This window comes from Bacillus sp. NEAU-Y102 (assembly GCF_054788175.1).
In genome coordinates this window covers 134,275-161,082 of sequence record NZ_JBTWFK010000010.1, presented here as the reverse complement: position 1 = coordinate 161,082, position 26,808 = coordinate 134,275, and the positions used below count along the sequence as shown (strand labels likewise).

The 26,808-nt window shown below is 36.0% G+C and carries 25 protein-coding genes; 3 read left to right on the top strand and 22 right to left on the bottom strand.

Annotation, left to right across the window (positions count from 1 at the left end; all coding sequences use genetic code 11):
• Positions 1 to 110 precede the first annotated feature (110 nt).
• Positions 111 to 1,262, top strand: coding sequence for a VanZ family protein (locus ACYFX0_RS23500; protein WP_000128030.1), 1,152 nt, complete (start codon positions 111 to 113; stop codon positions 1,260 to 1,262).
• Positions 1,263 to 1,366: 104 nt separating this feature from the next.
• On the opposite strand, the gene ACYFX0_RS23495 is transcribed toward ACYFX0_RS23500, so the two are convergent.
• The 6 genes from ACYFX0_RS23495 to bdhA form a co-directional block, all read right to left on the bottom strand.
• On the bottom strand, positions 1,367 to 2,671 hold the full coding sequence (locus tag ACYFX0_RS23495; RefSeq protein WP_106082019.1) for a D-arabinono-1,4-lactone oxidase: 1,305 nt from the start codon (positions 2,669 to 2,671) through the stop codon (positions 1,367 to 1,369).
• A complete protein-coding gene (locus tag ACYFX0_RS23490) occupies positions 2,659 to 3,831 on the bottom strand; it encodes an amino acid deaminase/aldolase (protein ID WP_000373750.1) in 1,173 nt (390 codons plus the stop codon). The genes ACYFX0_RS23495 and ACYFX0_RS23490 overlap by 13 nt, the downstream gene beginning before the upstream one ends.
• Before the next feature lie 107 nt (positions 3,832 to 3,938).
• Positions 3,939 to 4,940 (bottom strand): sphingomyelinase C, encoded by a 1,002-nt coding sequence (sph, locus tag ACYFX0_RS23485; RefSeq protein ID WP_000676800.1) that lies wholly within the window; start codon positions 4,938 to 4,940, stop codon positions 3,939 to 3,941.
• Positions 4,941 to 5,016: 76 nt separating this feature from the next.
• Positions 5,017 to 5,868, bottom strand: coding sequence for a phospholipase CerA (cerA, locus tag ACYFX0_RS23480; protein WP_000730997.1), 852 nt, complete (start codon positions 5,866 to 5,868; stop codon positions 5,017 to 5,019).
• A gap of 253 nt (positions 5,869 to 6,121) precedes the next feature.
• A complete protein-coding gene (locus tag ACYFX0_RS23475; RefSeq protein ID WP_000948213.1) occupies positions 6,122 to 6,466 on the bottom strand; it encodes a potassium channel family protein in 345 nt (114 codons plus the stop codon).
• A gap of 119 nt (positions 6,467 to 6,585) precedes the next feature.
• Positions 6,586 to 7,638 (bottom strand): (R,R)-butanediol dehydrogenase, encoded by a 1,053-nt coding sequence (bdhA, locus tag ACYFX0_RS23470; protein WP_000645827.1) that lies wholly within the window; start codon positions 7,636 to 7,638, stop codon positions 6,586 to 6,588.
• A 225-nt stretch (positions 7,639 to 7,863) separates the two neighbouring features.
• On the opposite strand from bdhA, the gene ACYFX0_RS23465 reads away from it, so the two are divergent.
• Complete coding sequence (locus tag ACYFX0_RS23465; protein WP_000873268.1) at positions 7,864 to 9,018, top strand: MFS transporter; 1,155 nt, start codon at positions 7,864 to 7,866, stop codon at positions 9,016 to 9,018.
• Positions 9,019 to 9,034: 16 nt separating this feature from the next.
• Here ACYFX0_RS23465 and ACYFX0_RS23460 read toward each other — a convergent pair whose 3' ends face one another.
• The 12 genes from ACYFX0_RS23460 to ACYFX0_RS23405 all read right to left on the bottom strand — a co-directional run bounded on the left by ACYFX0_RS23460 (position 9,035) and on the right by ACYFX0_RS23405 (position 21,395).
• Positions 9,035 to 9,364, bottom strand: coding sequence for a hypothetical protein (locus ACYFX0_RS23460; protein WP_000964465.1), 330 nt, complete (start codon positions 9,362 to 9,364; stop codon positions 9,035 to 9,037).
• Positions 9,365 to 9,385: 21 nt separating this feature from the next.
• Positions 9,386 to 9,727 (bottom strand): hypothetical protein, encoded by a 342-nt coding sequence (locus ACYFX0_RS23455; RefSeq protein WP_000665762.1) that lies wholly within the window; start codon positions 9,725 to 9,727, stop codon positions 9,386 to 9,388.
• Between the two features lie 318 nt (positions 9,728 to 10,045).
• Complete coding sequence (gene inhA2 / locus ACYFX0_RS23450; RefSeq protein ID WP_106082018.1) at positions 10,046 to 12,445, bottom strand: M6 family metalloprotease immune inhibitor InhA2; 2,400 nt, start codon at positions 12,443 to 12,445, stop codon at positions 10,046 to 10,048.
• A 382-nt stretch (positions 12,446 to 12,827) separates the two neighbouring features.
• On the bottom strand, positions 12,828 to 13,475 hold the full coding sequence (gene fsa, locus ACYFX0_RS23445; RefSeq protein ID WP_000667666.1) for a fructose-6-phosphate aldolase: 648 nt from the start codon (positions 13,473 to 13,475) through the stop codon (positions 12,828 to 12,830).
• A gap of 34 nt (positions 13,476 to 13,509) precedes the next feature.
• Positions 13,510 to 14,436 carry a ribose ABC transporter substrate-binding protein RbsB gene (rbsB, locus tag ACYFX0_RS23440; protein ID WP_000758976.1) on the bottom strand — a complete coding sequence of 309 codons (927 nt, stop codon included), beginning with the start codon at positions 14,434 to 14,436 and terminating at the stop codon, positions 13,510 to 13,512.
• Positions 14,437 to 14,450: 14 nt separating this feature from the next.
• Positions 14,451 to 15,386, bottom strand: a complete 936-nt coding sequence (locus tag ACYFX0_RS23435; protein ID WP_001074650.1) for an ABC transporter permease subunit — start codon at positions 15,384 to 15,386, stop codon at positions 14,451 to 14,453.
• A gap of 2 nt (positions 15,387 to 15,388) precedes the next feature.
• A complete protein-coding gene (rbsA, locus tag ACYFX0_RS23430) occupies positions 15,389 to 16,873 on the bottom strand; it encodes a ribose ABC transporter ATP-binding protein RbsA (RefSeq protein WP_106082027.1) in 1,485 nt (494 codons plus the stop codon).
• An 18-nt stretch (positions 16,874 to 16,891) separates the two neighbouring features.
• Complete coding sequence (gene rbsD / locus ACYFX0_RS23425) at positions 16,892 to 17,287, bottom strand: D-ribose pyranase (protein WP_000716153.1); 396 nt, start codon at positions 17,285 to 17,287, stop codon at positions 16,892 to 16,894.
• The gene (gene rbsK, locus ACYFX0_RS23420) at positions 17,284 to 18,180 is read right to left on the bottom strand and encodes a ribokinase (protein ID WP_001132863.1); all 897 of its coding nucleotides are present in this window, start codon (positions 18,178 to 18,180) and stop codon (positions 17,284 to 17,286) included. The genes rbsD and rbsK overlap by 4 nt, the downstream gene beginning before the upstream one ends.
• Before the next feature lie 13 nt (positions 18,181 to 18,193).
• On the bottom strand, positions 18,194 to 19,165 hold the full coding sequence (gene rbsR / locus ACYFX0_RS23415; protein WP_000104047.1) for a ribose operon transcriptional repressor RbsR: 972 nt from the start codon (positions 19,163 to 19,165) through the stop codon (positions 18,194 to 18,196).
• A gap of 138 nt (positions 19,166 to 19,303) precedes the next feature.
• Positions 19,304 to 20,917 (bottom strand): MDR family MFS transporter, encoded by a 1,614-nt coding sequence (locus ACYFX0_RS23410; RefSeq protein ID WP_000437648.1) that lies wholly within the window; start codon positions 20,915 to 20,917, stop codon positions 19,304 to 19,306.
• Positions 20,918 to 20,936: 19 nt separating this feature from the next.
• Complete coding sequence (locus tag ACYFX0_RS23405; RefSeq protein WP_001132365.1) at positions 20,937 to 21,395, bottom strand: MarR family winged helix-turn-helix transcriptional regulator; 459 nt, start codon at positions 21,393 to 21,395, stop codon at positions 20,937 to 20,939.
• 269 nt (positions 21,396 to 21,664) lie between these two features.
• On the opposite strand from ACYFX0_RS23405, the gene glpT reads away from it, so the two are divergent.
• A complete protein-coding gene (gene glpT, locus ACYFX0_RS23400) occupies positions 21,665 to 23,014 on the top strand; it encodes a glycerol-3-phosphate transporter (protein WP_000466386.1) in 1,350 nt (449 codons plus the stop codon).
• Positions 23,015 to 23,132: 118 nt separating this feature from the next.
• Here glpT and ACYFX0_RS23395 read toward each other — a convergent pair whose 3' ends face one another.
• The 4 genes from ACYFX0_RS23395 to ACYFX0_RS23380 form a co-directional block, all read right to left on the bottom strand.
• Entirely contained in the window at positions 23,133 to 23,249 is a 117-nt protein-coding gene (locus ACYFX0_RS23395; RefSeq protein WP_000834733.1) for a DUF4027 family protein, read from the bottom strand.
• Between the two features lie 202 nt (positions 23,250 to 23,451).
• Positions 23,452 to 23,874, bottom strand: coding sequence for a universal stress protein (locus tag ACYFX0_RS23390; protein WP_000277998.1), 423 nt, complete (start codon positions 23,872 to 23,874; stop codon positions 23,452 to 23,454).
• A 65-nt stretch (positions 23,875 to 23,939) separates the two neighbouring features.
• Positions 23,940 to 25,391, bottom strand: coding sequence for a SulP family inorganic anion transporter (locus ACYFX0_RS23385; RefSeq protein ID WP_000487912.1), 1,452 nt, complete (start codon positions 25,389 to 25,391; stop codon positions 23,940 to 23,942).
• A 156-nt stretch (positions 25,392 to 25,547) separates the two neighbouring features.
• Positions 25,548 to 26,795: a cell wall-binding repeat-containing protein gene (locus ACYFX0_RS23380; protein WP_416808344.1), complete on the bottom strand. Its 1,248-nt coding sequence runs from the start codon at positions 26,793 to 26,795 to the stop codon at positions 25,548 to 25,550.
• Between the last annotated feature and the right edge of the window lie 13 nt (positions 26,796 to 26,808).

Genomic DNA, 26,808 nt, shown 5'->3' with positions numbered 1-26,808 from the left:
TAATTCCTATAAAATTAGTAATTATTTCTATTTCGAAAGATTTTAACTTTGTATTTAAATATTTTTAGCGCTATAATGATAAACGAATTTTTATTGAAAGGAGTTTCACTTTGACTGCATATTTATTTCCAGTAAAAACAGCATTTATTTTATTTCCTTTTTTAGCAATGTTTCTTTTAATCCCTTTTCTAATATTTAATTATCGAAAATACGGTTATTTAAATAAATGGCGCTCATTTATTTTATACTCATTATTACTTTACTTATTAAATGCCTATTTTCTTGTTATTTTGCCGTTGCCACAAACGTTTGATACTTGTAGCCTACAATCGGCTAATACACAACACATGCAACTCTCACCATTTTATTTCATACAAGAGATTAGTAGTCATACATCGGCAGTTTTAACGAAACCGGCTACTTATTTCTACTTATTAAAAGAGTCTGCTTTTTTACAAGTTGCATTTAATGTTCTATTAACTGTTCCATTCGGTATTTACTTACGTTATTATTTCCGACGTAGTTTCCTACAAACAATTTGCATTTCCTTTTTCCTTTCACTATTTTTCGAGCTAACACAAGTGACTGGATTATACGGTATATACAATTGTGCATACCGATTATTTGATATCGATGATTTGTTTTTAAATACATTAGGTGGCGTAATTGGTTTTATCATTGCACCAATATTTACGTACTTCCTTCCAAAAACAAACGAGTTAGATAGTCATATTGATTTGGAAACGAAACCAGTCGGATTCATTCGTCGTCTTATCGCGATGCAAATTGATTGGATTTTCTTATCTATCGTTGTACCTGTCATTAAAAACAAAGGAAATTCTTTCTTCGTTTCTAATATGCAATCTTACACCAATATGTATGAACTCATTTTCATTACGTGTTCAATCCTTATTTACTTTATTATTATTCCATACTTTACGAATGGAAAAACAATTGGGAAAGCATTGCTTCGCATTCACCTGAAAGGAAAATCAGATCGTATTACATTAAAAGAACTATTTATTCGATACGGTATATTTTATTTTGCGTTAGGCGGAATCAATTATATTCTTTCTAGTAGTTCTATGTTAAATCATACAGAACCTTTAGTATTACTCGTTACATTGTTATTCCTATTCATCATTAACGGCCTGTTTATTATTCATGTTTTACTGCATGTATTTAGCCGTGATAAACTACTATTTTATGAGCATATTAGTCATACAAGAAATGCAATTACACTAAAAAAAGCTGACAAATAATTATTTGTCAGCTTTTTCATATACATAATGTGAAACTTTAATCAACCCTCCCAAAACGAGCGGTTATCTCCCACCGAATTTTGAGATGGGAGTATTACTGCCCGTTAATGCGGGATAAATAACTTTTCTGCATAAGGATTAAAAAACATTCCAAGTTCATCTAGAGACTTCCTCGCCTGTAAAAACGAATGAAACTCTGGATATATATCTTGTAATTGCTCATACGATAATGTATGCATTTTCCCCCAATGCGGACGCCCTTCATACTTCATAAAAATTTTTTCCACTTCGCCAAAGTAAGCAGCATATTTCATACCTTTATACATATGAACAGCGATATACGCTGAATCTCTTCCATAGGCTGGACTAAGCCATATATCATCACCTTTCACATAGCGGCATTCGATCGGGAAGTGCACCTTATACTTTTTCTTTTCAATAAGATTTGAGATTTCTTCTACCACAGTCCTCATATACTTTGAAGGAATGCTATACTCCATTTCATAAAATGGTACCGTACGTGATGTAGCAAATACTTCATAGCTCGGGCCAATTATTTTTGTGTTTGGTACAGCCTTAGCTGATAATCGACTCACTCCTTTACTTATAGAAGGAAACCATTTACACCCTTTAGATAGTAAAGAGAACATCCTATTTTCAAGTAACTCCACCTTTAGTTTATGCCATTTCAAATCACTGCCTGTATTCGTTGTTTCGTTCGTAAGTTTTACTTGTACTTCATCAGAATAAGGAAAAACGAAAAATTCAAAGTGACGATGCTTCTTATACTCTTCTAGTTTGTTCATTACAGTAGATAATGACTGTTTTTCACTTTCATAAACGAGTGAATACGCTGGAATAACCTTCAATTTTATCTTTACAATGATACCTAACATTCCAAGTGACAACTGAAACGCTCTCCAATATTTTACGTTCTCAGCTTCCGAACAAACTATACTCTCACCATTAGATAAAACTGCCGTAATCTCTATAACTTGTGTTGATAAGCTCCCAAAGGTAATACCCGTTCCATGAGTCCCCGTACTAATCGCTCCTGCAATAGATTGCGAATCAATATCCCCTAAATTTTCTTGCGCATAACCTTTTTCCTCAAGTAACTTCCCTAAATCATATAACTTTGTTCCTGCCCACACTTCAGCGACCATCTTCTCTTCATCAATATTCACAATGCCCTTCAATTCATCTAAAGAAACTAAAACTTCTTCCGTTTGCACAAGGGGTGTAAACGAGTGTCCTGAACCAACAACACGAATTTTCTGCCCCTTTTTTCGTGCAACCCCCACTACTTCTACTACATCTTGTATACTTTCTGGATACATCGTATAATGCGGCGTTCCTTCTACATTCCCTGTCCAATTCCTCCACCTTTGTCCCTTTATAGAAAGCATTGGCCATCCCCCCGATATGTTGAATACTCCCCAACAATCTCTCCTTGTTTAACACGATACAAAAAAGGAAAGCGTTCACATAATTCACCAGCCTTACTATGACGAAACAAAATGGACTCTCCTATGTCCACTCGTTCCTCGCCGTTATAAAAAATTGGCGTTTGTACCTCGCCAGCACCTTCTAAAGCTAATAGTTTTGCACCCTTTGGTCTCCAAACTTCAGGCTCTTTATCTTTTCCAACTGCTCCTGAAGCAATATATCCACCACCTAGGCAAGTGTAAATAAACGGGACTGGTTTACGCACAACTGGTAAGGCAAATCCGATCGCTGGATGAAATTTCACCTCTTTATAATAATCAAACAGCTTCGGAGAATAAAAAGCAGAACCTATTGTAATCTCTGAAACTGAATTATCTTTCTCAGTTGTTTTTATGCTTCCTGTTCCGCCTCCATTTACAAACCTTAGCTCAATACCAAGGTTTTGTATTGCTTTTACAATATGTTCTCTTCTTTCTTTAACTTCTAACACTGATTTCTTCTTTAAATACGAAATCACCTTACTTTTCAGCCATTGATTTGGTATACGATCGCCTACCCCAGCAATTTGAGCTTCATAACCCATCACACCATCTAACATTAAATATGATGACCTTCTCACCTTTTCTACTACTTTCAACGCATCCTGCACATTTTTTACTGGGGATCTTTGTACACCAAAATGAAATTGAAAGAAACGACTACTCATATCAATATCCAAACAAACACGAAAACATCCTTTAGATTTCTCAGCAATTTTTTCTAAATACACAATATGCTCTTCACAATCCACCATACAAGTTATAATGAAACCTTTCTTTGTTAGCAAACTAATTTCATACAAAGCTCTTTCATCATAAGCAGGATATCCAAGCAATAAATCATTAAATCCTTGTTCTATTAAAAATAAAGTCTCTCTAGGTGAAAAGCACATAATACCTTGAAATCGATCATTTGCAGCTAAAATCTTTTGCATAATCGGAACAGAACGTAACGATTTACTCGCTATACGAATCTTCTTATTTCCACTTAACTCTATAATTGATTGAATATTTCTATCTAAAGCCACTTCATCCAAAAATGCACACGGTAATGGAACTTCTTTAAAAATTCCTCGATCCACATTTTTCTCTCCTCTTCTCAATATGTCTTATACATATTGGAAAGAAAGTGTGATTTTCCTGTTTGCAAATAAAAAAAGTTTCTTCTTTACGAAGAAACTTTTTGAAACTACTTCATAGAAATAGTCGCCTCTACTGGATAATGATCAGAGTAATCATTATACGTATATTTTTGGAACCATGATGTAACAGTCCATTGTGGAGATTTCGGCTGTAACACCTTATTCTCTATATACGGTGGGTTCGCATGGTCTTTACTTGCAATAATATAATCTAAATACTCAGCAGGACTATCAGGGAAATTATATTTTGCAATACTGTTTGTCGTTGCATCCCAAGTCGCTGTATGTCCAGTATAAGATGGTACAGAAGCGTTCAATGTTTTAAACATAGATGCATACTCTGAATCATTCTTGTTCTCTGTATTTATTTTATTTACGTTCATATCACCACCAATTAACACATACTCATTATTTGGTATATTTTTATTTTTAATAAAATCTTGAATTTCTTTTAATTGGTTCGTACGTACAGATGCTGGTGAAGTTTTTCCGCACATACTATCTTCCGCCTGCAAATGCGTCCCAATTACGTGAACGAAGCGATCATTTTTCTTAATTTTCGTATATACAAATCCTTTATTCGATAAATTATCTGGCCCGCATCCTTTTGCAAATACATATTGAATCTTTTCAGCGATTGGCCATTTGCTGACAATCGCAACGCCACCATCTTCAGGAGTTGAAGATGAATAGTTCCCTAACGTTTTATCCCATTCGCTTCCACTACTACGACCTAATACTGCTGTTTGATTTGGATATTCTTTCTTCAAATTGCCTAATAAACGATCTGATGCGCTATTATCAAACACTTCATTTAATATAACAACATCTTGATTCTTTATATAATCTGCCGCCCCAATTAAATCAGCACGCTCAGTTTGTCCCCAGTTTGGATATAAGTTTGTTGATAGCATATATACATTATGCGTCATCACTTTTAATGTATCATTTTGATTTGTAGATGCTTCTGCTTGAGCTGACGTTCCGCTATATAAAGCTCCTAAACCAACACCTAAGCTAAGTACACCTTTTAGCAATTTACCTTTCACGTTTCATACCTCCATGTATTGTATAGTGATAAAAAGGCCAAATACTCTATTCTGAGATTTGACCTTCTTCAAATACTTAACGATTTCCGTACGTATCAAACCAAAGCTGAATATATCCAGCAGTAACACGTTGTGCATCCATTAAACGCTTACCTGTCATTGGTGTAACTTCAGCGCGCCATTTATCTGCATATTCTTGTGATACAGCTGCTCTTACGAACCAATCTTTCGTATTATCATTTACAATGCCAGCATAATCTTGCTTCGCAACTACTGCCGCTCCATGAATCCAATCTTCTGGATTCGTACCTTTCCAGTTCCAATACCCATTTCCATCCGTTACTTTATAATTATCTTTTATCGTATCTACAAAGTTTTCATATTTAGAATGGAATCCTTGTGGATACGAAAGATTCGTAAAGTTTGCCGCATGCATCGGTTGGTTTACATCACCTAAATAATGAAGAGATAATCCTAAATAGAAGAATGCTTGTTTCATATCTTTATTTTTGTAAGACTCACCAGCTAATTTAAAATATTTAGCTCCAGTTTCCTTTGCCTGCTTTGCATACGGAATATAAGTTTTCCCATTGTCAGGGTCATAGAAATGTGAAGCAAATGTGCTATTATCATAATAAGGATTTTCATAGTCAGCAGCATAAATACCGTTCTCTAACTCAGTACGCCATTCATTTAATAGTGCAACTCGATCTTGTTTTACAAGTGTTGTATTACGAGACATAATATCAATTGCACGATTTACAATCCATAAATGAGAATTCACGCCTTCTTTATGTTTATCTTCAGCAGACCAGCGCGGAATAACTCCAAATCTCTGTCCCCCATCATTTTCATGAGCAAATGCAACACTTTGTAATGGAGCAACTAATGTAATAGCTGCCGCTAAAGCAAGTACTTTCTTTTTCATATAAAATCCTCCATTTTATAATTGAATTATTGTAAACATTTTGTTAGGATCCTATGATGTCATCCGGTTAACCTATGACTAGAATATCCCACCTTTCATGAAAATTCTATCACTAAATCAAAATATGCAAATGTTCATATCATTATAACTTTATACACAGTGAATATAATGAATGAATACACTTTCATTTTAATAAACTATTATTAAGGCTTGTCTAAACTAATGTAAAAAAAGAGTAAAGCATCTGAATGCTTTACTCTTTTTTTCTATTTGATAATATCGTTGGTAATTGTACATTAGTTGCCAGCTTACGAATAAATCCAAACACTAATCCCATTCCAATAAATATATATAATATCGTGAAAACCTTTCCAAAATCTGTCTGAGGACTAAAATCTTTATCTCCTACAGTTGTCAATGTCACAACACTAAAATATAACGCATCTAAAGGACGTAACCCTTCAACCGTACTATAAAAAATCGTACCCGATATTAAAGTCAAAATTGTTAATACGAATAATACTTGAAATTCTTTATCTTTCCACGCTCGTAAACAGGCTCTTAACATTCGCTTTAAAGTTAACAAAAATGAAAGCATTAGATTCTCCCTTCCAAACAAAAATACATTTAGTCAAAGGAAAGTCTATCACCTTTCAGTATAGAAAAAAAGTAGCCCTCTTCTATTTCTAGAAAAGGGCTACTCTTTTCGATTCTATCTTATTTAGGTGAAACAAGAATTTTCACTTGTGTTTTATCTTTTACAAGTGCTTCAAATCCTTCTTCAACAACTTGATCCACTGTAATTTTTTTCGTAATTAATTTCTCTGCTTGAATTTGACCAGAGCTAATTAATTTAATAACAGCTGGGAAGATGTGACGGTATCCTAAAATACCAATAACTTCTTTTTCTTTTAATACTAAATTATTCGGAGTAATTGTTGCGTCTTTTTCCCATACACTAACAATTACAGTTTGTCCTTCGAAGCTTGTACTTTCAATCGCTTGGCGTAATACAACTTCAACACCTGTTACTTCAAAGCTAACATTTACACCTAAACCATTTGTTAAGTTACGAATTTCAGCTAGCACATCTTGAGTTGCTGGATTTAATACATAGTCTGCACCTGCTAATTTCGCTAACTCTTGACGTTCTTTAGAAAGTTCAACTGCAATAACAGGAGTTGCTCCTGCTGCTTTAGCTGCTTGGATAACAAGAAGTCCAATTGGACCGCAACCAAATACTGCTACAGCTTCCCCTTCTTTTAATTTACTTTGACGTACTGCATGAACTGCTACTGCTGCTGGTTCTACAAGCGCACCTTGTTCATACGTCATTTCATCTGGAATGTGATGAACCATATCTTCTGGTACTACTGTATATTCAGAGAAACCGCCGCCTTCTCCGCCAAGACCGTGGAAAACAAGTTGTTCACAAACATTGTAATGTCCATGTTTACAAGCTTCACATTTACCACAAGAATAAATTGGTTCTACAACAACGCGGTCTCCCACTTTATGAGATGTAACTCCTTCACCAATCTCTATTACCTCACCACTAAACTCATGACCTAAAATAACAGGTGCTTTCACATGTGTTAATGGATGTTCTTCTGTTGGAATAAAAATAGGCCCTGCTAAATATTCATGCAAGTCTGTCCCACAAATACCACACCATTTAACTTTGATTTTCACTGTTCCTGGTTTTACTGTTGGTTCTGGTACTTCTTCTACTCGTACATCACGTTGATTATGCCAAAGTAGTGCTTTCATTTTATACATCCCTCTCTATGTATATACTTAACCTGGTGAAGTTTACAAATCTATTATAATACTTCTATCCATATATTTCAAAAAAACAATCACATCCCTACTAATTTTTTACAAATAACGTTCAATATTTTGTCACTTTGTACTTTTTTCCACATCTGTTAATTCAATTTCATTGCAGGTGAAATTAGCATTGTGCCATAATAGCATTGGAGAGGTGAATATCGCTTGAAATATTTTATTTACTTTATCGTTATCGTGGCATTTTTAGATACATTTTCACAATTACCTATTATGAGTACTTTCGCTCAAAGCCTTGGAGGAACTCCTCTTATTATCGGGCTAGTTGTCGGTATGTACTCATTCGCTAATATGATTGGTAATATTATTGCTGGAGCCGCTGTCGATAAATTTGGTGCAAAAAAAATCCTTTATATAAGCATGGGAATTACGAGTTTCATAGTCTTGTTATACACCGTTGTTCAAAGTGGTGAACAACTATTAGTTGTGCGCTTTATGCATGGATTTAGTGATGGCTTTTTAATTCCTGCTGCCTTTACATTTTTATCAAAACAAACAAATGCAAAAAGACAAGGAAAAGCAATGGCTCTATCTGGTGCTGCTGTTGGAACAGCGGCAATCGTAGGACCTGCTTTCAGCGGTATTATGAAAGCAACAGCTGGCGTAGAATGGGTCTTCATTACTATTTCTATTTTAATGGCTCTTGGTACAATCGTATCTCTATTCTTCTTACCAAATAACGTATCAAGAAAAGATACATCAAGAACGCAAATGATGAACAAAGAAGATATGATTGAACTGTTAAAATCAGAACCGTTATTACAAGCATATATTGGTGCTTTCACATTAATGTTTTCACAAGGAATTGTCACTTATATGTTACCAGTAAAAGTTGAGGCATTAGCGCTTAAAGCATCTACAACAGGCATGATGTTAAGTGTATTTGGTATTACTGCTATCCTTTTCTTCTTGCTTCCAACAAATCGTATTTACGATCGATTTAATCGTTCGAAACTAATGCTAATCGGAATTGCAGTTATGGCATTCGCATTATCTTTACTCGGATTATTTGCTACAAAAGGTATGCTCTTTATTGTAATGATGATTTATGGAATTGGATTCGCAATCCTCTTTCCGTCTATTAACGCTTTACTCGTTGAAAATACTACAGACGATAATCGCGGAAAGGCATTCGGATTATTTTATGCCTTCTTCTCATTAGGAGTTGTTGCTGGCTCCTTTACAGTCGGCGCAATCGGAGCATCACCTAGCATCAGCTTCATTATCGGGACAGCATTTTTATTAACATTTGCTGGGATGATTTATGTAAGAAGCAAAGTAAAAAAGACAATGATGGGATAATCCATCGTTGTCTTTTTTAAAATGCATATTGATATAATCCGTAATATAATGGAAGCGTTGGAATAATGCCAATTAATTTAAATATAAAAGGTAATGGCTCATCTCGCTCTTCATATAAACGAAAAACAAAAACTGCAGTTAAAGTCCAAATGACGCTAAACAAGAAGATACATTTCCAAACAATCGAGGTTAATATTTGTATATCAAATACAAAACCAAAGAGCCCTATCCACGTAATAATAGATACTACAAAGTCAAACTTTTGAATTGGTGTTTGAAACATACCCCTTACTAACGAAATAATAGCTAACATTGCTACAATAACTAAATATATTTTCCAAAGCATAATGATAATCTCCTATTCAATTCAACTTTTAACTTTCAGCAAACCATATTTAATAAACAATATAGCATTATATTTTTCATAGAAATAATACAATGGATAACAAAATAAAAAGAAAATAAGTACAGTTGGTACATTGTCTACAATAGAAAAATATTTTACTAGTAATTCCTTAATACTCTCTCCAATAATAATAAACAATGGAATTATACAAATCATCGCTAATATTAAACATGACGTTACCCTTATTTCTTTCAACTTCACCTTACAATGTGGACACCTTAATGAAAAAGGATGTGGGAGATCAATAATATGTTGTACAGTAATATCCCCTTCACACTGTGGACATCCAATAACTTCTTTCATTTATCGCTTACTCCTTTCTATCTATAAAAAGAGCCCTATTGAATAGAACTCTTTTTTGCCCAATATATTACTTTTGTGTATAACCAAATAACAATGTAAATAAATTGAGCCGTAAAGGCAATAATACATTACTTCTTTTAAAAAGAAAGTTTATAAATAACGACGATACTTCGACAATTTCCTCGGAAATATTTCCTTTCCCCACATAATTTGATACACTACACATGAATAAACACTTGTATTACATAAACTAAAATAATAACTTACTGTACAAATTAAAAAGCACACTCTTCATATGAAGAATGTGCTTTTATGTTATTAACGTTTAATCCAAACAGCGCCTGCCGATTTATCTTCTGCCTGTCCAACAACTTGGAATTTAAGTCCAAGGTTTGGAACTTTTCTTCCTGCGTCTGCAATTTGCTTGTTACTATATACTTTTGAATCATCAAAAGTTGTAACACCTTGTAATCCAGAATAGTTAAACTGACCACGTGTTAATGAATTTACACTCCATGCTGGTGTTTTATCAAATGAAAATGCAGCATCTGCAATTTGCATGCCCGTATTACCGTATGCTGGTTTTCCGTTTAAATTACCAACTAGCGCTTCTGGATGAGAATCTACAACACCAAGGAATCCTTCACCTGGATGCACCCCAACCCAGTTATCTTTAAAACTATCATCTGCATACCAAACGACAAGACCTGTATTATACACTGGACCTTTTCCTGCTTTTAAACCATTATCTGATCCCGCATAGTTTCTCCACTCTAAGTAGTAATAATGAGCTTTCTTCTCTGTCCCATCAGAAACAACAAAACCATTTAAATTCATTTTAGACTGTCCTTCTGCATCATCAGAAAATACAACTTGTCCATCAACAGTTACATTTACATTGTCCATCGCAAAACCTTTATATGTTACAGCCGGATCTGTAATATAGTCTAATTGTAGTTTCACTTTTTTGCCTTTAAATTGACTTAAATCATATGATTTATCAATCCATTTCCCATCTGTTGTATCTTTATCTCCTTGGACTACTTTTTCTCCAAGTCTATCAATTAACGTCTTCGTTCCATCTTCTGTTACTGCATGTACTTCGACGAAATCGCACTCTGCTTCTAACTCATAATTTGCTTTATAATCGAATTTTGCATTTGTTCCTTTTGTTAAATCAAAGAAAGGTGTCTCTAACGTTGTATGCATATCATCGCCTCTTGTACTATAATATGCATGCTTTCCAAACTCCGGTTTAATCGTTTCAACACTTTTACCTGGTAAGTTAACACGTACAACGCCTGGACGATTTGATTTCGTAACACTTTGATCAATATAGGTAGGAACTCCCACACCACTCTTAATTTTATCGTAATCTACTTCTAATATTTTTGCCCAGTTGCCACCCATATTCTTTTGTAAGAAGTCTTTATTTTGTGGTGAAAAACTTGTCGGCTCCGTTCCTGCGATTTTTCCTGTCCAACTACCTCCACTCATTAATGACCAAGCTTCGACAGGTGAACCATTTCCAGTATATTTCGTGTCATATTCATCTGGTAATCCAAGATCATGTCCAAATTCATGCGCAAACACACCTACAGCTCCATCTTCTGGTTCAATTGTGTAATCATGTGCTGCTACTTTTCCACCAAAGTAATCTACTTTTGATTTTGTACCTTCAATCGCTACTGGATCTACTGCTAATTTTGAACGATGTGACCAGATCGCATCATCACCTAATTTACCACCACCTGCTTCTTGACCAACACCAGCATGGATTACCATTAAATGATCAATTACACCGTCAGGTTCATTTTGATTCCCATCCCCGTTTGTATCATACCTATCAAACTGATCAAACTGAGATAAATCTAGTCCTTTCTCAGCAGCTGCATGCAAAGCTTCTTTCACTAAATCACGTGCACCTTTCGGACCTTTATTATCGTGACCACTGCTACCATCAGCTCCATAATCAGATGCTTTTCCTGGAACTGTTAGCCACTCCGTTACATATCCGTCTGTCGTATAACTACCACCAGACTGCTCTTCATAGTATTGTTTAAACGTTTTTACTTTTGAACCATCAAATAATGTATAAGGCTCCTTACCGAACAACATCTTTTGATAATGTTCTCTACTAAAGTCTTTCGAATACATATAACCTGGTGTTTGATCAATATTATTATGTTTATAATCACTAAATTCAACGAGTAGCACTAATACTTTATCTGATCGAACAGATCCTTTATATGGAGCTTGCTTTGCTTTTGAAGTTGGAACTTGCCCATTCAATTGCTTTTTATTTGGTTCTGGCTTTTGCTCAAGATTAATATTTTTTTCAGTCTTTTTTACATTTTCCTTTTCTTCCATCTTTTTCTCTTTTACTTTTTTTGTGAAATCAGACGTTTCTTGTGAGTGAGCATCTGGAAGAATTTCTTTGTTCGCCTGACCTCCTTGTTTCTTTTCAATATATTGCTCGACAGCCTTTTTCGTCTCTTCTTTAGAAGATGCTGGATTAATTGTTCCTCTTTCTTTCAAAGCTTCCGCTAAACGATCTTCTTGAATTAAATTGTAATCAATTGGCGTTGTAGACACATTCTCTTTCTCTTTTGCTGGCGTTTCTGCATATGCTAACGGCGCACTCATTACAGATGTGCATCCGATAATTGCTGCAATTGCTAATGATGACAACACTTTAAATGGGGCTTTTCTTCTCATTCCATTTCTCTCCTTTTATAAAACTTAAAATTCAGATAAATCGGTGCGTTTTTGTCGAAATCTCTGTTTACTACCCTCCCTATATAAAAAGACATAATTCTATAAACATTAAACTTTCTGTTATAGAATCATGCCCTCCAGTTTTCTGGTCAGACCCTCTATCTGTTTATCCCTTGGTTCAACTAATAATCAGTGTGCTGATGAACAAAGCCCCCACTTATTAACGTTTCACTTTATATCGAAATATGAAAAATAAAGAGTTATGTGATATATATTAAATATCTTATATAACAAATTTAAAAGACAATATGCAAAATTGCATGAAAATTCTTTTAAATAAAAAAGAATCCTAGTCAATTAAACTAGGATTCTTGATTTTCTATTATTTCTCTTGTGTTTTTTCCCAATCAGCTAAGAATTTCTCAATTCCTTGATCTGTTAATGGGTGCTTCACTAATGAAGCAATTACGTTTGCTGGGATTGTTGCAATATGTGCACCGTTTAATGCTGCATCAGTTACGTGAACGCTGTGACGTACAGATGCTGCAATGATTTCTGTTTCGATGCCATGAATTGCAAAGATTTCTGCGATTTGACGAATTAAATCCATACCGTTATGACCGATATCATCTAAACGACCTAAGAATGGTGAAACATATGTTGCACCAGCGCGAGCTGCAAGTAATGCTTGCACTGCTGAGAATACTAATGTAACGTTTGTACGAATTCCTAAATCAGAGAACGCTTTTACTGCTTTTAAACCTTCTGTTGTCATTGGAACTTTTACAACAACGTTTGGAGCAATCTTCGCTAATTCTTTTCCTTCTTCAATCATTTTATCAGCTTCTAAGCTAATTACTTCTGCACTTACAGGTCCTTCTATAAAGCTGCAAATTTCACGAATACGCTCATGGAAATCTACGCCTTCTTTTGCTACAAGTGATGGGTTTGTCGTTACTCCAGCTACTACGCCTAATGCATTTGCCTCTTTAATTTCGTTAATGTTTGCTGTATCAATAAAGAATTTCATTTGTTATTCTTCCTTCCTAATTTTCATTTTATATTTATTTATTTTTCTTAATAAGCTCTAATTCAATCGGAATAGATTTGTCCACTTTTTTACCTTGTGTTATCTCTTTTGCTGTTTGCATCGCCTTCTCTCCGATTAATTCCGGTTTTTGAGCGACTGTTGCAGCCATACGCCCATCGTTAACCGCTTTCACAGCATCTTCAGTTGCATCAAATCCAACAACGACTACATCTGTTTTTCCAGCAGACTTCAATGCTTCAAGTGCACCTAATGCCATCTCGTCGTTATGCGCAAACACGGCTTTAATATCGCTATTTGCTTGCAAAATGTTTTCCATAACAGATAATCCTTTCGCTCTATCAAAATCAGCCGCTTGTTTGGCAACTACTTTTAAAGACTTATCGGCTACGTTATGGAATCCTTTCCCACGTTCACGAGCAGCAGACGATCCAGGGATTCCTTCTAACTCAGCAACGTTTGCTCCTTCGCCGACTAATTCACGAATGTAATCACTAGCCATTTGACCACCTTCGATATTATTAGATGCAATGTGAGAAACAACCTTACCTGAATTCGCAACGCGGTCTACTGTAATAACAGGAACATTTGCTGCATTTGCCGCACTTACCGCTGAAGCAACAGCATCTGAATCGGTCGGATTAATAACAACTACATCGACACCCTTTTGAATTAAATCTTCAACATCGTTCGTTTGCTTCGCTGCATCATTTTGCGCATCAACAGCAATCAATTCGATGCCGCTATCTTTCGCTTTCTTTTCTGCACCCTTTTTCAAAGTTACAAAGAAGGGATTATTTAAAGTTGAAACAGAGAATCCAACTTTAATAGTTTTATTTCGACCTTTATCGCTAGAATCCTTTGCCCATTCTGGTGGTTCCATTGAACAACCAGCAGTAATGACCATAATACATGCAACGAGTATAAGTAACCATTTCTTCATGAACTGTCCCTCCATTACGCTTCTTTTCGGCGATCAATTAATACAGCTAGTAAGATTACAAGTCCTTTTACAACTTGTTGGAAGAAAGAAGATACACCTAATAAATTTAAACCGTTATTTAGTACACCGATAATTAGTACACCGATGAATGTACCAACAATCCATCCTCTTCCCCCAGAAAGACTTGTTCCACCTAATACAACTGCTGCAATTGCATCTAATTCGTAAGAAGTACCTGCAGTCGGCTGTGCAGAATCTAGTCGTGATGTTAAGACAATACCTGCAAGCGCTGCCAAAATTCCGGAAAGACCGTAAATCATTACTTTAATTCTCGTAACATTAATACCTGATAGTGCTGCTGCTTCTTCATTTCCACCAATTGCAAATGTACGACGGCCAAATGTCGTTTTCTTCAAAATGAAGTACAGTACTGCGAAAGCGATCATCATTGTAACAGCTGGTACCGGAATACCAAGAAAATAACCGCGGCCAAACATTTGGAACATTAAATGATCACCAAGACCAGTGATCGGACGTCCGTCCATATAAACAAGCGTCAACCCACGAAAAATAGTCATTGTTGCTAAAGTTGCAATAAATGGAGCTACTTTTCCTTTCGCAATGATGATACCGTTTACAACCCCCATTACAAGACCTGCTAATAGTCCAACTGCCATTGCAAGGAACGGATCCATGCCACTTGCCATCATTCCAGCAACAAGTGCACTTGATAATGCTAAAATAGAACCTACCGATAAGTCAATACCCCCTGTTAAAATTACGAAGGTCATTCCGAATGCAATAAGCGCATTAATCGATACTTGACGCAGTATATTAAATAAATTTGGAATTTCAATGAACGCTGGATTTAAAACTGTAATTACGACGATAATTAATACTAAACCGATTAAAGAACCGAGTTGTTGTAATACATTCCCCTTCTTAGCCATCCTTACTCTCCCCCTGTAGCTAGTGCCATAATAGACTCTTGTGATGCCTCATCTTTCCCTAAAATGCCGCCGACTTTTCCTTCATGAATAACAAGAACTCGATCACTCATTCCTAAAACTTCCGGAAGCTCAGATGATACCATAATAACGGCATCGCCTTGCTCAGTAAGCTTATTCATGATAGAGTAAATTTCTTTTTTCGCTCCAACATCGACACCTCTTGTTGGCTCATCTAAAATGAGTAATTGCGGATGAATGCCTAGCCATTTTGCGATTACAATCTTTTGCTGATTTCCACCAGAAAGAGATTTCACTGCCTGCTCTCCGCTAGATGCTTTCACATTAAGAAGCTTCATCATATCCTCTGTAAACTGTTGTTCTAGCTCGTTGCTTAGAACACTTCCTTTTGAAAGACTTTCTAAATTCGGTAACGATAAGTTTTCGCGAATAGAGAAATCTAACACTAATCCTTCAGATTTTCTATCTTCTGTAATGAAAGCAATTCTCTGTCTAATTGCATCTATCGGACTATCAATTTTTACTTCTTGTCCATTTATAAAAATTTGTCCAGAATCTAAAGGTTCATAACCAAATATCGCTTTCATAATATCAGTGCGTCCAGCTCCCATCAAACCAGCAACACCAAGGATTTCACCTTTTCTTACTTGAAACGAAACATTTTCAAATTTCCCTTTCTTCGTTCCGTTACGCATTTCAAAAATGACATCACCAATTTGACTATTTCGCTCTGGGTAACGTTCACCAATGCTGCGCCCCACCATCATACTCACTACTTCATCAAATGATGTTTCTGGAATTAATCTCTTTCCGACGTATTCTCCATCACGCAAAATCGTAATGGCATCACATATCGAGAAAATCTCTTCCATACGATGCGAAATGTACACGAATGAAACACCTTCTTTACGTAACTTATTGATTACTATAAAGAGCGTTTCGATTTCACGATCCGTCAGTGCCGCAGTAGGTTCATCCATAATAATAACGCTCGCGTTTGTCATTAATGCTTTCGCAATTTCGATAATTTGCTGTTGTCCAACCGATAGTTCCTCTGCTAACATAGCGCCTCTTACATGCAATCCTAGCTCTGCTAGTTGCTGCTGCGCAATCGCGTTCATTTGTCGAGTGCGTAAAATACCTGTTTTCCCATACATTAACTCTTTACCGAGAAACATATTTTCAGCTACTGTTAAATTCGGCAATATGTTTAGTTCTTGATGTATAAATGCTATGCCGTACTCTTCAGCTTCTTTCGCATTTTTAAAGGTGCGCTCTTGCCCATCAATCGTGATTGTCCCACCATCTTTTTTGTATACACCTGTTAAAATCTTCATGAGCGTTGATTTACCCGCTCCATTTTCCCCCATCAATGCATGGACTTCTCCTGTTTCAATCATAAACTGTGCATTCTTCAAAACAGAATTGCCATTGAACGCTTTTGAAATGTTTTTCATTTCAATATGCATTCCCATCACTTCCCTTTATTAAAAAATCACGCCTGCATGTAAAATTACATTTGCATAAGGCGTAGCCTCGCCTGTACGAATAATCGCCTTCGCTTTCTTTGTATGCTCTTTAAATTGTTCATGAGATACATACTCAAATGCTGGCTCTATTAATTTCTGCTCGATCTCTTTATTTACTTCCGCATTATTTATAATGACTTCTTCTGCTAACGTCACTTTTTCGATTGCCATATCATCAGCTACAACTTGTAACACCTCTAAAAAACTCGGTTTTCCAATCTCAACAGCTAAATCAATTCGTTTTACTCCATACGGAATCGGTAACCCGCAATCAGCAATTACAACCGTATCTGTATGCCCAAGTGAAGCAAGGACTGCCGCGATTTCACTGTTTAATACACCATGCTTTTTCATCCAACAATCACCTGCACTTCACGTACTCGATCTCTCGTTGGCATACCGCCCTGTGCTCCAAGTTTCGTTACAGAAAGACCACCGGCAATATTCGCGAAACGAATTGCTTTTTGAAGTGTCTCTCCTTCAGAAAGTGCAACTGCTAACGCACCATTAAATGTATCACCAGCTCCAGTTGTATCCACTACATCAACAGCAATGCTAGGAACATGTACAATCTCCGTGCCATTGTGGAAACGAACACCGTTAGAACCTTCTGTCATCAATAGTTTATTTGGATATTTAGCCAGTAAATCTTCAATTGGTGATTTAAAATCATCTAATACGATGCGGCACTCATGTTCATTTGGCGTAATATAAGTTGCTTTTTCTAAAATTTCTTCTGATAAAACTTGTGCTGGCGCTGGATTCAACATAACAGGAATATTATGTTCCTCACAAATAGCCAATACATATTTTACTGTTTCAAGTGGAATTTCTAGTTGAAGAACAACCATATCCGCTTTTACAAGAAGGTCTTTGGAGCGATCTACAACTGACTTATTTACAAGAGCATTTGCCCCTTGTACGACAACAATACTGTTATCTTCTTCTGCTAAAACGATATGAGCAATTCCTGTCGTTCTATCTGTAACCGGTACCACATAATCGATAAAAATGCGTTCGTTCTCTAAATTTTTTCTAACTACTGTTCCATAATCATCATTTCCTACCGCTCCAACCATTGCTACATTTGCTCCTAACCTAGCTGCAGCAACTGCTTGGTTTGCCCCTTTCCCTCCTGGGATTGTATGAAACGCTTCACCAATTACTGTTTCTCCTGCTTTCGGCCGTTTTTTTGAAACAGCCACTAAGTCCATTGAAATGCTTCCTACTACTGCAATATTTGGCATCTGTTTCATCTCCTTACTTCGTTGTATTTCGTTCTATAATTTCAATCGGCAAACGATAGTGTTTCTCTTCTAATGTATTTCCTTCCATTTGTTCTAACAACAACTCTGTTGCAATTTTCCCCATTTCATATATCGGTTGTGCAACTGTTGTAATAGATGGATACATCATTTCTGTTAAAGAAATTCCATCAAATCCAATAATTTGTAAATCATCTGGAATGGCAATCCCCTTTTGAAGTGCAGCCTTTACAATACCAATCGCAATTAAATCATTCCCAGCAACAATACCATCAATATGCGGGTATTCTTCTAATAATTCCATCGCTACACGCTCACTATTTGCTGGATCAAACGTACTCTCTGCAATCATATACGAAAGATTATTTTGCGTAATAACGTCTACAAAACCTTCAAAACGTTCATTTGCAGTACTCACATCACGTGGACCGCGAATATGTGCAATATGTTTACATCCTTTATCTAGTAACAACTTTGTCGCAGCCTGACTTCCTGCATAGTTATCTGCATATACAGTAGGAATACGCTCATTAAACATACGGTCAATCGCAACAACCGGGACAGATAAATTCATGTAATTAACACTATTTTGTGGATTCGTTGCTACAATAAATCCATCTACATTATTTTGTCTAAGTACATCAATGTATTGTTTCTCTTTTTCTAAACTTTCATCAGAGTTACAAAGGACAACTGTGTAACCTTGTTTATGTGCTACATCTTCTACGGCACGTGCAACTTCTGGAAAGAACGGATTCACGATATTTGGAACAACTAAGCCAATTAAACGAGACTTTTTATTATACAGTGAACGCGCTACTGTACTAGGCTTATAATCTAACATCTCAATTGCACGCTCTACCTTTTTTAATGTATCTTCGTGAACATATCCATTTTTATTTAAAACTCTGGAAACGGTCGCAACAGATACTCCCGCTAATTTCGCAACGTCTTTAATCGTACTCATTCTCTTTTCTCCTCATTTCATGTAACCGTTTACAGAAAATAATATAACGTATTTCTAAAAATACGTCAATCATTTCTCATTAAAAAGCTTTTAAGGTTATACTCAAAAAAAACACCACCATAAGGCGATGCTTCTTCATTACGAGTATGATACAGTTTTTTCTTTTTCTTCTACAGCAGGCTCTTTAGCATCTTTTTTACGATCTGATAATTTAATTTTTTGTAAGAAAATCGTAAAGATGGCACCTACTACGATAAATACTAATCCTGTTAAGAATACAGTATGAAGCGAGTCTACTAAAGAGTTTTTCAAAATAGGTACAATGCTGTTAGCGAACGCTTCTGGCATTTGTTTTAATGCCTCTGGGCTAAATAGCATCGAATATAAACCTTGTGGATCTGTGTGAATCATATCTTTAAATTTCGTTACCATTTGTCCCGCTTCTTTCGGGAATGTATCTAATACAGGTACTAATTTATTTGTTAACGTTGTACCTGAAGTGTTATTCATAATTGATCCTAAAATTGTAATACCAAATGTTCCACCAATTTGACGGAAGAACTGACTTGATGACGTTACGACACCAAGGTCTTTTTTCGGGAAGCTTTCTTGTAACGCTAATGTTAATGTCGGCATTACAAGACCCATTCCTAAACCGATAACCATCATATAAGAAGTAGCTGTAAGCTTCGTTGTGTGCATATCCATCGTTGTTAATAACCAGAAACCACCCGCCATAATAAGCATACCTGCGATAATTTGTGGTTTTACACCAACTTTTAATACAAGTTGCCCACCGATAATACTCATTACAATCATTGTAATCATCATTGGAGTCATAATTGTTCCTGATTCAGCAGCACTTACTCCTACAATACCTTGCATGAAGAATGGTACGAACATAATCGCGCCGAACATTCCAATACTCATAAAGAATCCAATCGCATTCAGTATTGTAAATGTGCGATTTTTAAAGAAATGCATTGGTAAAATCGGCTCTTCAGCTTTCGTTTCAACAATAACAAAGCTAACGATACCAATTACAGCTAGTGCAAATAAACCGATAATTTGCCAAGAGTCCCATGCATAATCTTTTCCGCCAAACGTTAGCGCAAGTAATAAACTTACAACACCTAGAATCATCGTAAAGATTCCAGCGATATCAATTTTAATTGGTCCTGTTTGTTTATGTGATTTTAATCCCATTGCAATAAAGATTGTTGCTAAAATACCAACCGGTAAGTTAATGTAGAATACCCATCTCCAGTTCACTGCATCTACAATCCACCCACCAACTTGTGGTCCAATTACAGAAGCAAGACCGTATAACGCACCAAAAATACCTTGCCATTTCGCACGTTCTTTTCCCGTGAACATATCTCCAATAATAATCATAGCCATTGGCATCATAATACCGCCACCAAGACCTTGAATACCACGGAAAATAATTAATTCTGTCATACCATTCGCCATACCACATAACGCCGAACCAATCATGAAAATAACTAGCCCTGTTATATATACGTTACGACGACCAAGTAAATCCGCTAATTTACCTGCAATTGGTACAACTGTCGTTGATGTTAACATATAAGCTGTCGTTAACCATGTCATTAAACTTAATCCGCCTAGGTCACCGACGATACGTGGCATTGCTGTACCAACAATTGTTCCATCTAATGCAGCAAATAGCATCGCGATTACTAAACCGATTAACAACAACTTTCTATTTTGATTTTCTTGTTGCTCCATGTAATCTCCTCAATTCCTCTTAGTTATTCTCTTTTTTCTCTTGTGTCCCGCAAATAATGGTTTCTAACTTCTCAAAGAGACGTAATAAATCTTCTCTTTCTTGCAACTCTAAATGTGAAAAGTATTTTGCAATATGCTCGTTGCGAGCTGTCATTGCCTCTTCTACTCTAGCTTTCCCCTTTTTCGTTAACTCGATGATGACAACACGACGGTCATCTTTGTCGTGATAGCGTTCTACAAGTTCTTGATCGATTAGACGATCAATCATCACTGTAATCGCGCTAGGCTTCACATACATCTTTTTTGCTAATGTTGTCGCTCTTGAAGCCCCATAATGATCTAGAATCTTTAAAATATAAAACTGCGGTGGTGTAAGTCCTGTTGCTTGCATTTGTTCTAATAACTCCGTCTGCATTTTCTTTCCAATCGAAAAGGCTAGAGCTTGAATTTTATCGATATGCGTCATATCATTTGGCATGTTATCCACCTCTTATTTAAACAATAAAATATTTAACGTATTTAAATATTAATCCCACGAACAAAATCCGTCAATACTTTTATTCATAAAAACGTTTACATTTTTGTCACAAAGTTGTATAATTTTCGACGAAGTTAATATTGACAGTCACGGAGAAACGGAGTACACGGCTATGAATCATAAAAAAGGAAACTTTTTTATATTTCATGGCCTTTTTATATTCTCTGTCTTAAAACGCTTCGAATTAATTAGGGGAGGATTTTCATTTTATGTTTTTCACACAATTATTTAAACCTGCGCCCCACGCGGAACGCTTACCAGCTGATCGCGTTGATAGCGAATACCGTAAATTACGTTTACAAGTATTCTTAGGTATCTTCATTGGTTATGCAGGTTACTACTTTGTTCGAAAAAACTTTTCACTAGCAATGCCATACTTAATCGAGCAAGGATTTAGTAAAGGGGAACTTGGGGTTATCCTTTCAGCAGTATCTATCGCTTACGGATTAAGTAAATTTCTTATGGGTATCGTATCCGACCGTTGTAATCCTCGCTACTTTTTAGCAGCTGGGCTATTTTTATCAGGTATCATTAATATTATTTTCGGCTCATTTTCTTTCATTACAACGAGCATTATACTTATGTTTGTACTTCAGTTTTTAAATGGATGGGTACAAGGCATGGGATGGCCTCCTTGTGGTCGTACGATGGTTCACTGGTTCTCTATTAGCGAACGTGGTACAAAAATGTCTATTTGGAACGTCGCTCATAATGTCGGCGGCGCGCTGATGCCTTCTCTTGTAACATTAGGCTTATACTTCTTTGCAAATGACTGGCATAGTATTTTTTACTTCCCAGGTATTCTTTCAATTTTAGTTGGTATTTATGTACTAATTACAATGAAAGATACACCTCAATCTTGTGGACTACCTTCTATTGAAGAGCATACTGGAGAATATCCACCAGATGAGAAAATAAAAGATCGCGAACGCGAACTTTCGGCAAAGGAAATTTTATTTAAATACGTACTAAACAATAAATTTTTATGGTACATCGCTATTGCGAACGTTTTCGTGTATTTCGTACGTTACGGCGTTGTAGACTGGGCTCCTACTTATTTAGTAGAAGAAAAAAGCTTTACTCATAGTAGCTCACGTACTGCTTACGCTCTATATGAATGGGCTGGTATTCCAGGTACACTTCTTTGCGGATGGATGAGTGATAAACTATTTAAAGGACGTCGTGCACCTGCTGGTATTTTATTTATGATTGGTGTATTTATCGCAGTTCTTGTTTACTGGTTAAATCCTCCTGGTAATCCAATGGTTGATAGTATCGCTCTTGTCGCAATTGGATTTTTAATTTACGGACCGGTTATGTTAATTGGTCTACACGCTCTTGACTTAGCACCAAAGAAAGCTGCTGGAACTGCAGCAGGCTTAACTGGATTCTTCGGTTACTTAGGCGGAGCTGCTTTCGCTAGTGCCGCTATGGGCTTTATCGTAGATGCATTCGGGTGGGATGGCGGATTCATCTTATTACTTGCATCTTGCATACTTGCAATGTTCTTCCTTGCCCTTACTTTAAATACAGGGTCAGTAAAATCAAAACAAGCTTAAATAACATATAAAAATCATAAAAATAGCTCTTAGCATCTACATACATGCTAAGAGCTATTTTTTATTTTCATTGCTGTTCCTACTAATGATAACAACCAATTCCTTCCCTACTCTAATATTAAAAAATTTGATGAAACACCTTTATTAAAACAGCTAACGTAACAGATGCAGCAAATCCCCCTAGACAAATTAAGCTTACCCCTTGACTATATGACAAATTTTGAAATGATTTCATTGCTTCCATCCTCCCTATCTCCCCTGTGATACTTTTATTTTACCAATGGGAAAAATTTCATAACATCGATTTCTCTAACAACTAACTTACAAATTTGTAAGTTAACATCTTTTCAACTTATATATCTAGTATTTCCACAAATAAGAGTTATTTATACATAAAAAAGACCTCAGTTATACTAAGGTCTTCATTACATTCTATTTTATTTTATAATCATCACCGGACATTTCACTCGTTTTGCTATTTTATGACTGACACTACCAAGCACCATTTCTTGCAGTGTATTTAGCCCTCTGCTTCCAGCGATAACAAGATCTATATCTCCTGTATTTACATATTGAACAATTGTATCTCCAGGATCACCATGTAATATCGTAATTGTATAAGAAATGTTCTCTTTCTTTAATAGACCTTCAATCTCTTTTAATTTATCTTTTCGACTAGCTGATATTGTTTCTAAGTCTGTTTGACCTTGTATAATATCTGATTTTGCCGTTCTATTATCTACTACGTACACAACTTCAACATTTGTTTCTTCGCTACATTTCGCAATATATGTTGCATGTTCCGCTGCTCGAAGTGCATGTTCAGAACCGTCACATGCTAATATAATTTGTTTGTACATATGCTGAATCCCCTTTTCGTTATCCTACTCGTATTATATAATAAAGCCCCCTAAAAAGGAGGCTTTTAACTAGCAATTCTTTTATTATAAGTAGCCAAATTTGCAACAAGTTTTGAGCTACGTTCATTTAATCCTGTTATACTTACTTTCACACCACTTTGCTCATACTTCATGATAACTTTATCAATTGATGCCACTGCTGAATCATCCCATACGTGCGCATGAGTAAAATTCATTTCAATTTCTTTTACATCTTCATTAAATGAAAAATTATTTATGAAATCGGCTGTAGATGCAAAGAAAAGTTGACCGTGAATTTCGTATATTTTCTTATTTTCAATATATAAATGTTTCACGTGAATCTTTGCCATATTGAATGCAAATAACACCGCACTAATTACTGTTCCGATAATTACACCTAATGCTAAATTATGTGTAATTAAGACAATCACAACTGTTACAATCATAACAAATGCGTTTCCTTTTGGTACTTTATGAATCGTTGTTACAGAGTTCCAATCAAACGTTCCGATTGAAACCATAATCATAACCGCAACTAAAGCTGCCATCGGAATATGAACGACATAATTTCCTAAAACGAATAGTAATACGATTAAAAATCCGCCCGCTACAAATGTTGATAGGCGACCTCGTCCACCTGATTTAATATTAATAACAGATTGACCGATCATTGCACATCCTGCCATTCCTCCGAAAAATCCAGCAACGATGTTTGCGATCCCTTGTCCACGTGCCTCTTTATGCTTATTACTTTCTGTATGCGTCATATCATCTAAAACTGAAGCTGTTAATAAAGACTCTAGTAAACCAATGATTGCAAGCATAACTGCATAAGGTAAAATAATCCCTAATGTTTCTAATGTAAATGGCACATCAGGAATACTAAAGAACGGTAATTCTTTCGGTAGGCTTCCCATATCCCCTACTGTTTTCAACTGTAATCCGCTCATAAGTGCAATACTCGTCACAATAATAATTGAAATAAGCGTAGAAGGTACAGCCGTTGTAATACGTGGAAATAAATATATAATTGCAAGTCCTAATACAACGAGTGCATACATTTGCCAAGTTGCATTTTTAAAATGCGGTAATTGCGCTGTAAAAACTAAAATTCCAAGTGAATTTAAAAAACCACTCATAACAGATTTCGGAACAAACTTCATAAATGAGCTCAGTTTGAACACGCCAAAAATAATTTGGACGATACCTGTTAATATTGTTGTAGCAAATAAATATTGCAAACCATGATCTTTAACAAGCGTTACCATTAATAATGCCATTGCACCTGTTGCAGCTGAAATCATTCCAGTTCTTCCGCCAACAAATGAAATGGTAACCGCAATACAAAAGGCTGCGTATAGTCCAACTGTCGGATCCACGCCTGCAATAACAGAGAAGGCTATCGCTTCAGGGATTAATGCTAAAGCAACGACAATTCCTGATAACACGTCCCCTCTCACATTAGAAAACCAGTCATTTTTTATCGTTTGAAACAAAATACCACTCCTCTACTCCTTTATAATTTGATTTTCTCCATAAGAAAATCTAGCCGACTGCACGAAAGCTATTATATAACGAGTAGAAGATTTTTTGCTATGTAAAAGTTTCCTAAAGAAAAAGACGCTACCTTAGCAGCGCCTTTACTCACTTTATTAATGTCCACCGTGTCCTTGACCACTTTCCTGAACAATTTCTAACCTCTCATCTAGTATTCCTTGTGTTTCAAATGAAATATCACTCGTACTTCCTAATAAGAAGCCATGATTATATGGTCCAAGTGTTGGATCATCTTTAAACTTCGGCTGAATAGTAGCAAGGAAGTCATACACTGGTTGTGAAGCTTTCCCTTCTTCTAACAAGACAACAGGTGCGTGTTTACCCATATGTGAAAAAGGTGCCCCAGCAACTGCTAAATCTGGTGTTTTGCTTGAAACAAATGATAAACCGTGACCAGGTTTTATGAATCCCCAGCCAAATTTTGTTTTTTCATCTTTAAACTTCGCAAATGCGATAGAATTTTCTGTTGGATTCTCACCGCTAATACGCGTTACTTTCCCGTATTTGCTTAACTCTTTTTCTACTTCTTTTGAAACAATTTTTTCTGGTCCTAGTAAATATATATTTGCTTTATCTTTTCTCATCTTTAATGCCTCTATTGTCGCTTCTGGCACTTTATCCTTTTCTGTATACAGTAGTGGTTCCGGCATATGAGAAATCCAGTTTACAGCGGGTGTTGTATATAAACGTCCTTCTTCTGCAGATGAACCGATAATAACACTATTTGGGTAGTTTCCTGTTATATCGGCATACTCCTTATCAACATCTTTCGCAAATATAGCTGGGTCCGTTTCTTTTATTTGTTTTACTTTATAACCTTTTAATTGTTCAAGCGCGCTAGTACCTACATCCCCCATCACCATAATTTGTGTTCCATCTTTCGTTCCGATTGGATTTAATCGTTTTATTTCTTTTAACGTCATTTCCGGTATCTTTTCTTTTTCTATAAATAAAATCGGTCCGTTATTCGGATGATGAATAAGGTCTGCACTCGCAATACCTAATTGCCACTCGCTTGCTGGTACTAAAATAACAGCACCCGGCTGGTTCTCTTTATGGGTTGCTGGCCATATCGTTTGCGAAGTTAACACTGCCATTTGCAGGGGATCATTTGTATTTAACCTCGTCACATTTTTTAAACTTGTCGTTAATAAATCATTCGATGCCCCTTCGTTCATTTCTTTTGGCGCCGTTACCTCCTGATTCATTTTCATTTCCTTTTGCTCTGTTTTCTTCTCTTTTGTAGATTCATGATTTTTATGGTCTGTATTCGTTTGCCCACATGCAGCAAGACCAACTGCTGTAATTATTGTTATCCCAAAAATTCGGGTCATTTTTTTCACTATACCGCCTCCG

What these genes read in the sequence shown, in the direction of transcription:
- ACYFX0_RS23495 (WP_106082019.1), bottom strand. Translation starts at nt 2,671, where the DNA reads ATGCTTTCTATAAAGGGACAAAGGTGGAGGAATTGGACAGGGAATGTA.
- cerA (WP_000730997.1), bottom strand. Translation starts at nt 5,868, where the DNA reads ATGAAAAAGAAAGTACTTGCTTTAGCGGCAGCTATTACATTAGTTGCT.
- ACYFX0_RS23475 (WP_000948213.1), bottom strand. Translation starts at nt 6,466, where the DNA reads ATGCTTTCATTTTTGTTAACTTTAAAGCGAATGTTAAGAGCCTGTTTA.
- bdhA (WP_000645827.1), bottom strand. Translation starts at nt 7,638, where the DNA reads ATGAAAGCACTACTTTGGCATAATCAACGTGATGTACGAGTAGAAGAA.
- ACYFX0_RS23460 (WP_000964465.1), bottom strand. Translation starts at nt 9,364, where the DNA reads ATGCTTTGGAAAATATATTTAGTTATTGTAGCAATGTTAGCTATTATT.
- ACYFX0_RS23455 (WP_000665762.1), bottom strand. Translation starts at nt 9,727, where the DNA reads ATGAAAGAAGTTATTGGATGTCCACAGTGTGAAGGGGATATTACTGTA.
- inhA2 (WP_106082018.1), bottom strand. Translation starts at nt 12,445, where the DNA reads ATGAGAAGAAAAGCCCCATTTAAAGTGTTGTCATCATTAGCAATTGCA.
- fsa (WP_000667666.1), bottom strand. Translation starts at nt 13,475, where the DNA reads ATGAAATTCTTTATTGATACAGCAAACATTAACGAAATTAAAGAGGCA.
- rbsB (WP_000758976.1), bottom strand. Translation starts at nt 14,436, where the DNA reads ATGAAGAAATGGTTACTTATACTCGTTGCATGTATTATGGTCATTACT.
- ACYFX0_RS23435 (WP_001074650.1), bottom strand. Translation starts at nt 15,386, where the DNA reads ATGGCTAAGAAGGGGAATGTATTACAACAACTCGGTTCTTTAATCGGT.
- rbsA (WP_106082027.1), bottom strand. Translation starts at nt 16,873, where the DNA reads ATGCATATTGAAATGAAAAACATTTCAAAAGCGTTCAATGGCAATTCT.
- rbsD (WP_000716153.1), bottom strand. Translation starts at nt 17,287, where the DNA reads ATGAAAAAGCATGGTGTATTAAACAGTGAAATCGCGGCAGTCCTTGCT.
- rbsK (WP_001132863.1), bottom strand. Translation starts at nt 18,180, where the DNA reads ATGCCAAATATTGCAGTAGTAGGAAGCATTTCAATGGACTTAGTGGCT.
- rbsR (WP_000104047.1), bottom strand. Translation starts at nt 19,165, where the DNA reads ATGAGTACGATTAAAGACGTTGCGAAATTAGCGGGAGTATCTGTTGCG.
- ACYFX0_RS23410 (WP_000437648.1), bottom strand. Translation starts at nt 20,917, where the DNA reads ATGGAGCAACAAGAAAATCAAAATAGAAAGTTGTTGTTAATCGGTTTA.
- ACYFX0_RS23405 (WP_001132365.1), bottom strand. Translation starts at nt 21,395, where the DNA reads ATGCCAAATGATATGACGCATATCGATAAAATTCAAGCTCTAGCCTTT.
- glpT (WP_000466386.1), top strand. Translation starts at nt 21,665, where the DNA reads ATGTTTTTCACACAATTATTTAAACCTGCGCCCCACGCGGAACGCTTA.
- ACYFX0_RS23395 (WP_000834733.1), bottom strand. Translation starts at nt 23,249, where the DNA reads ATGAAATCATTTCAAAATTTGTCATATAGTCAAGGGGTAAGCTTAATT.
- ACYFX0_RS23390 (WP_000277998.1), bottom strand. Translation starts at nt 23,874, where the DNA reads ATGTACAAACAAATTATATTAGCATGTGACGGTTCTGAACATGCACTT.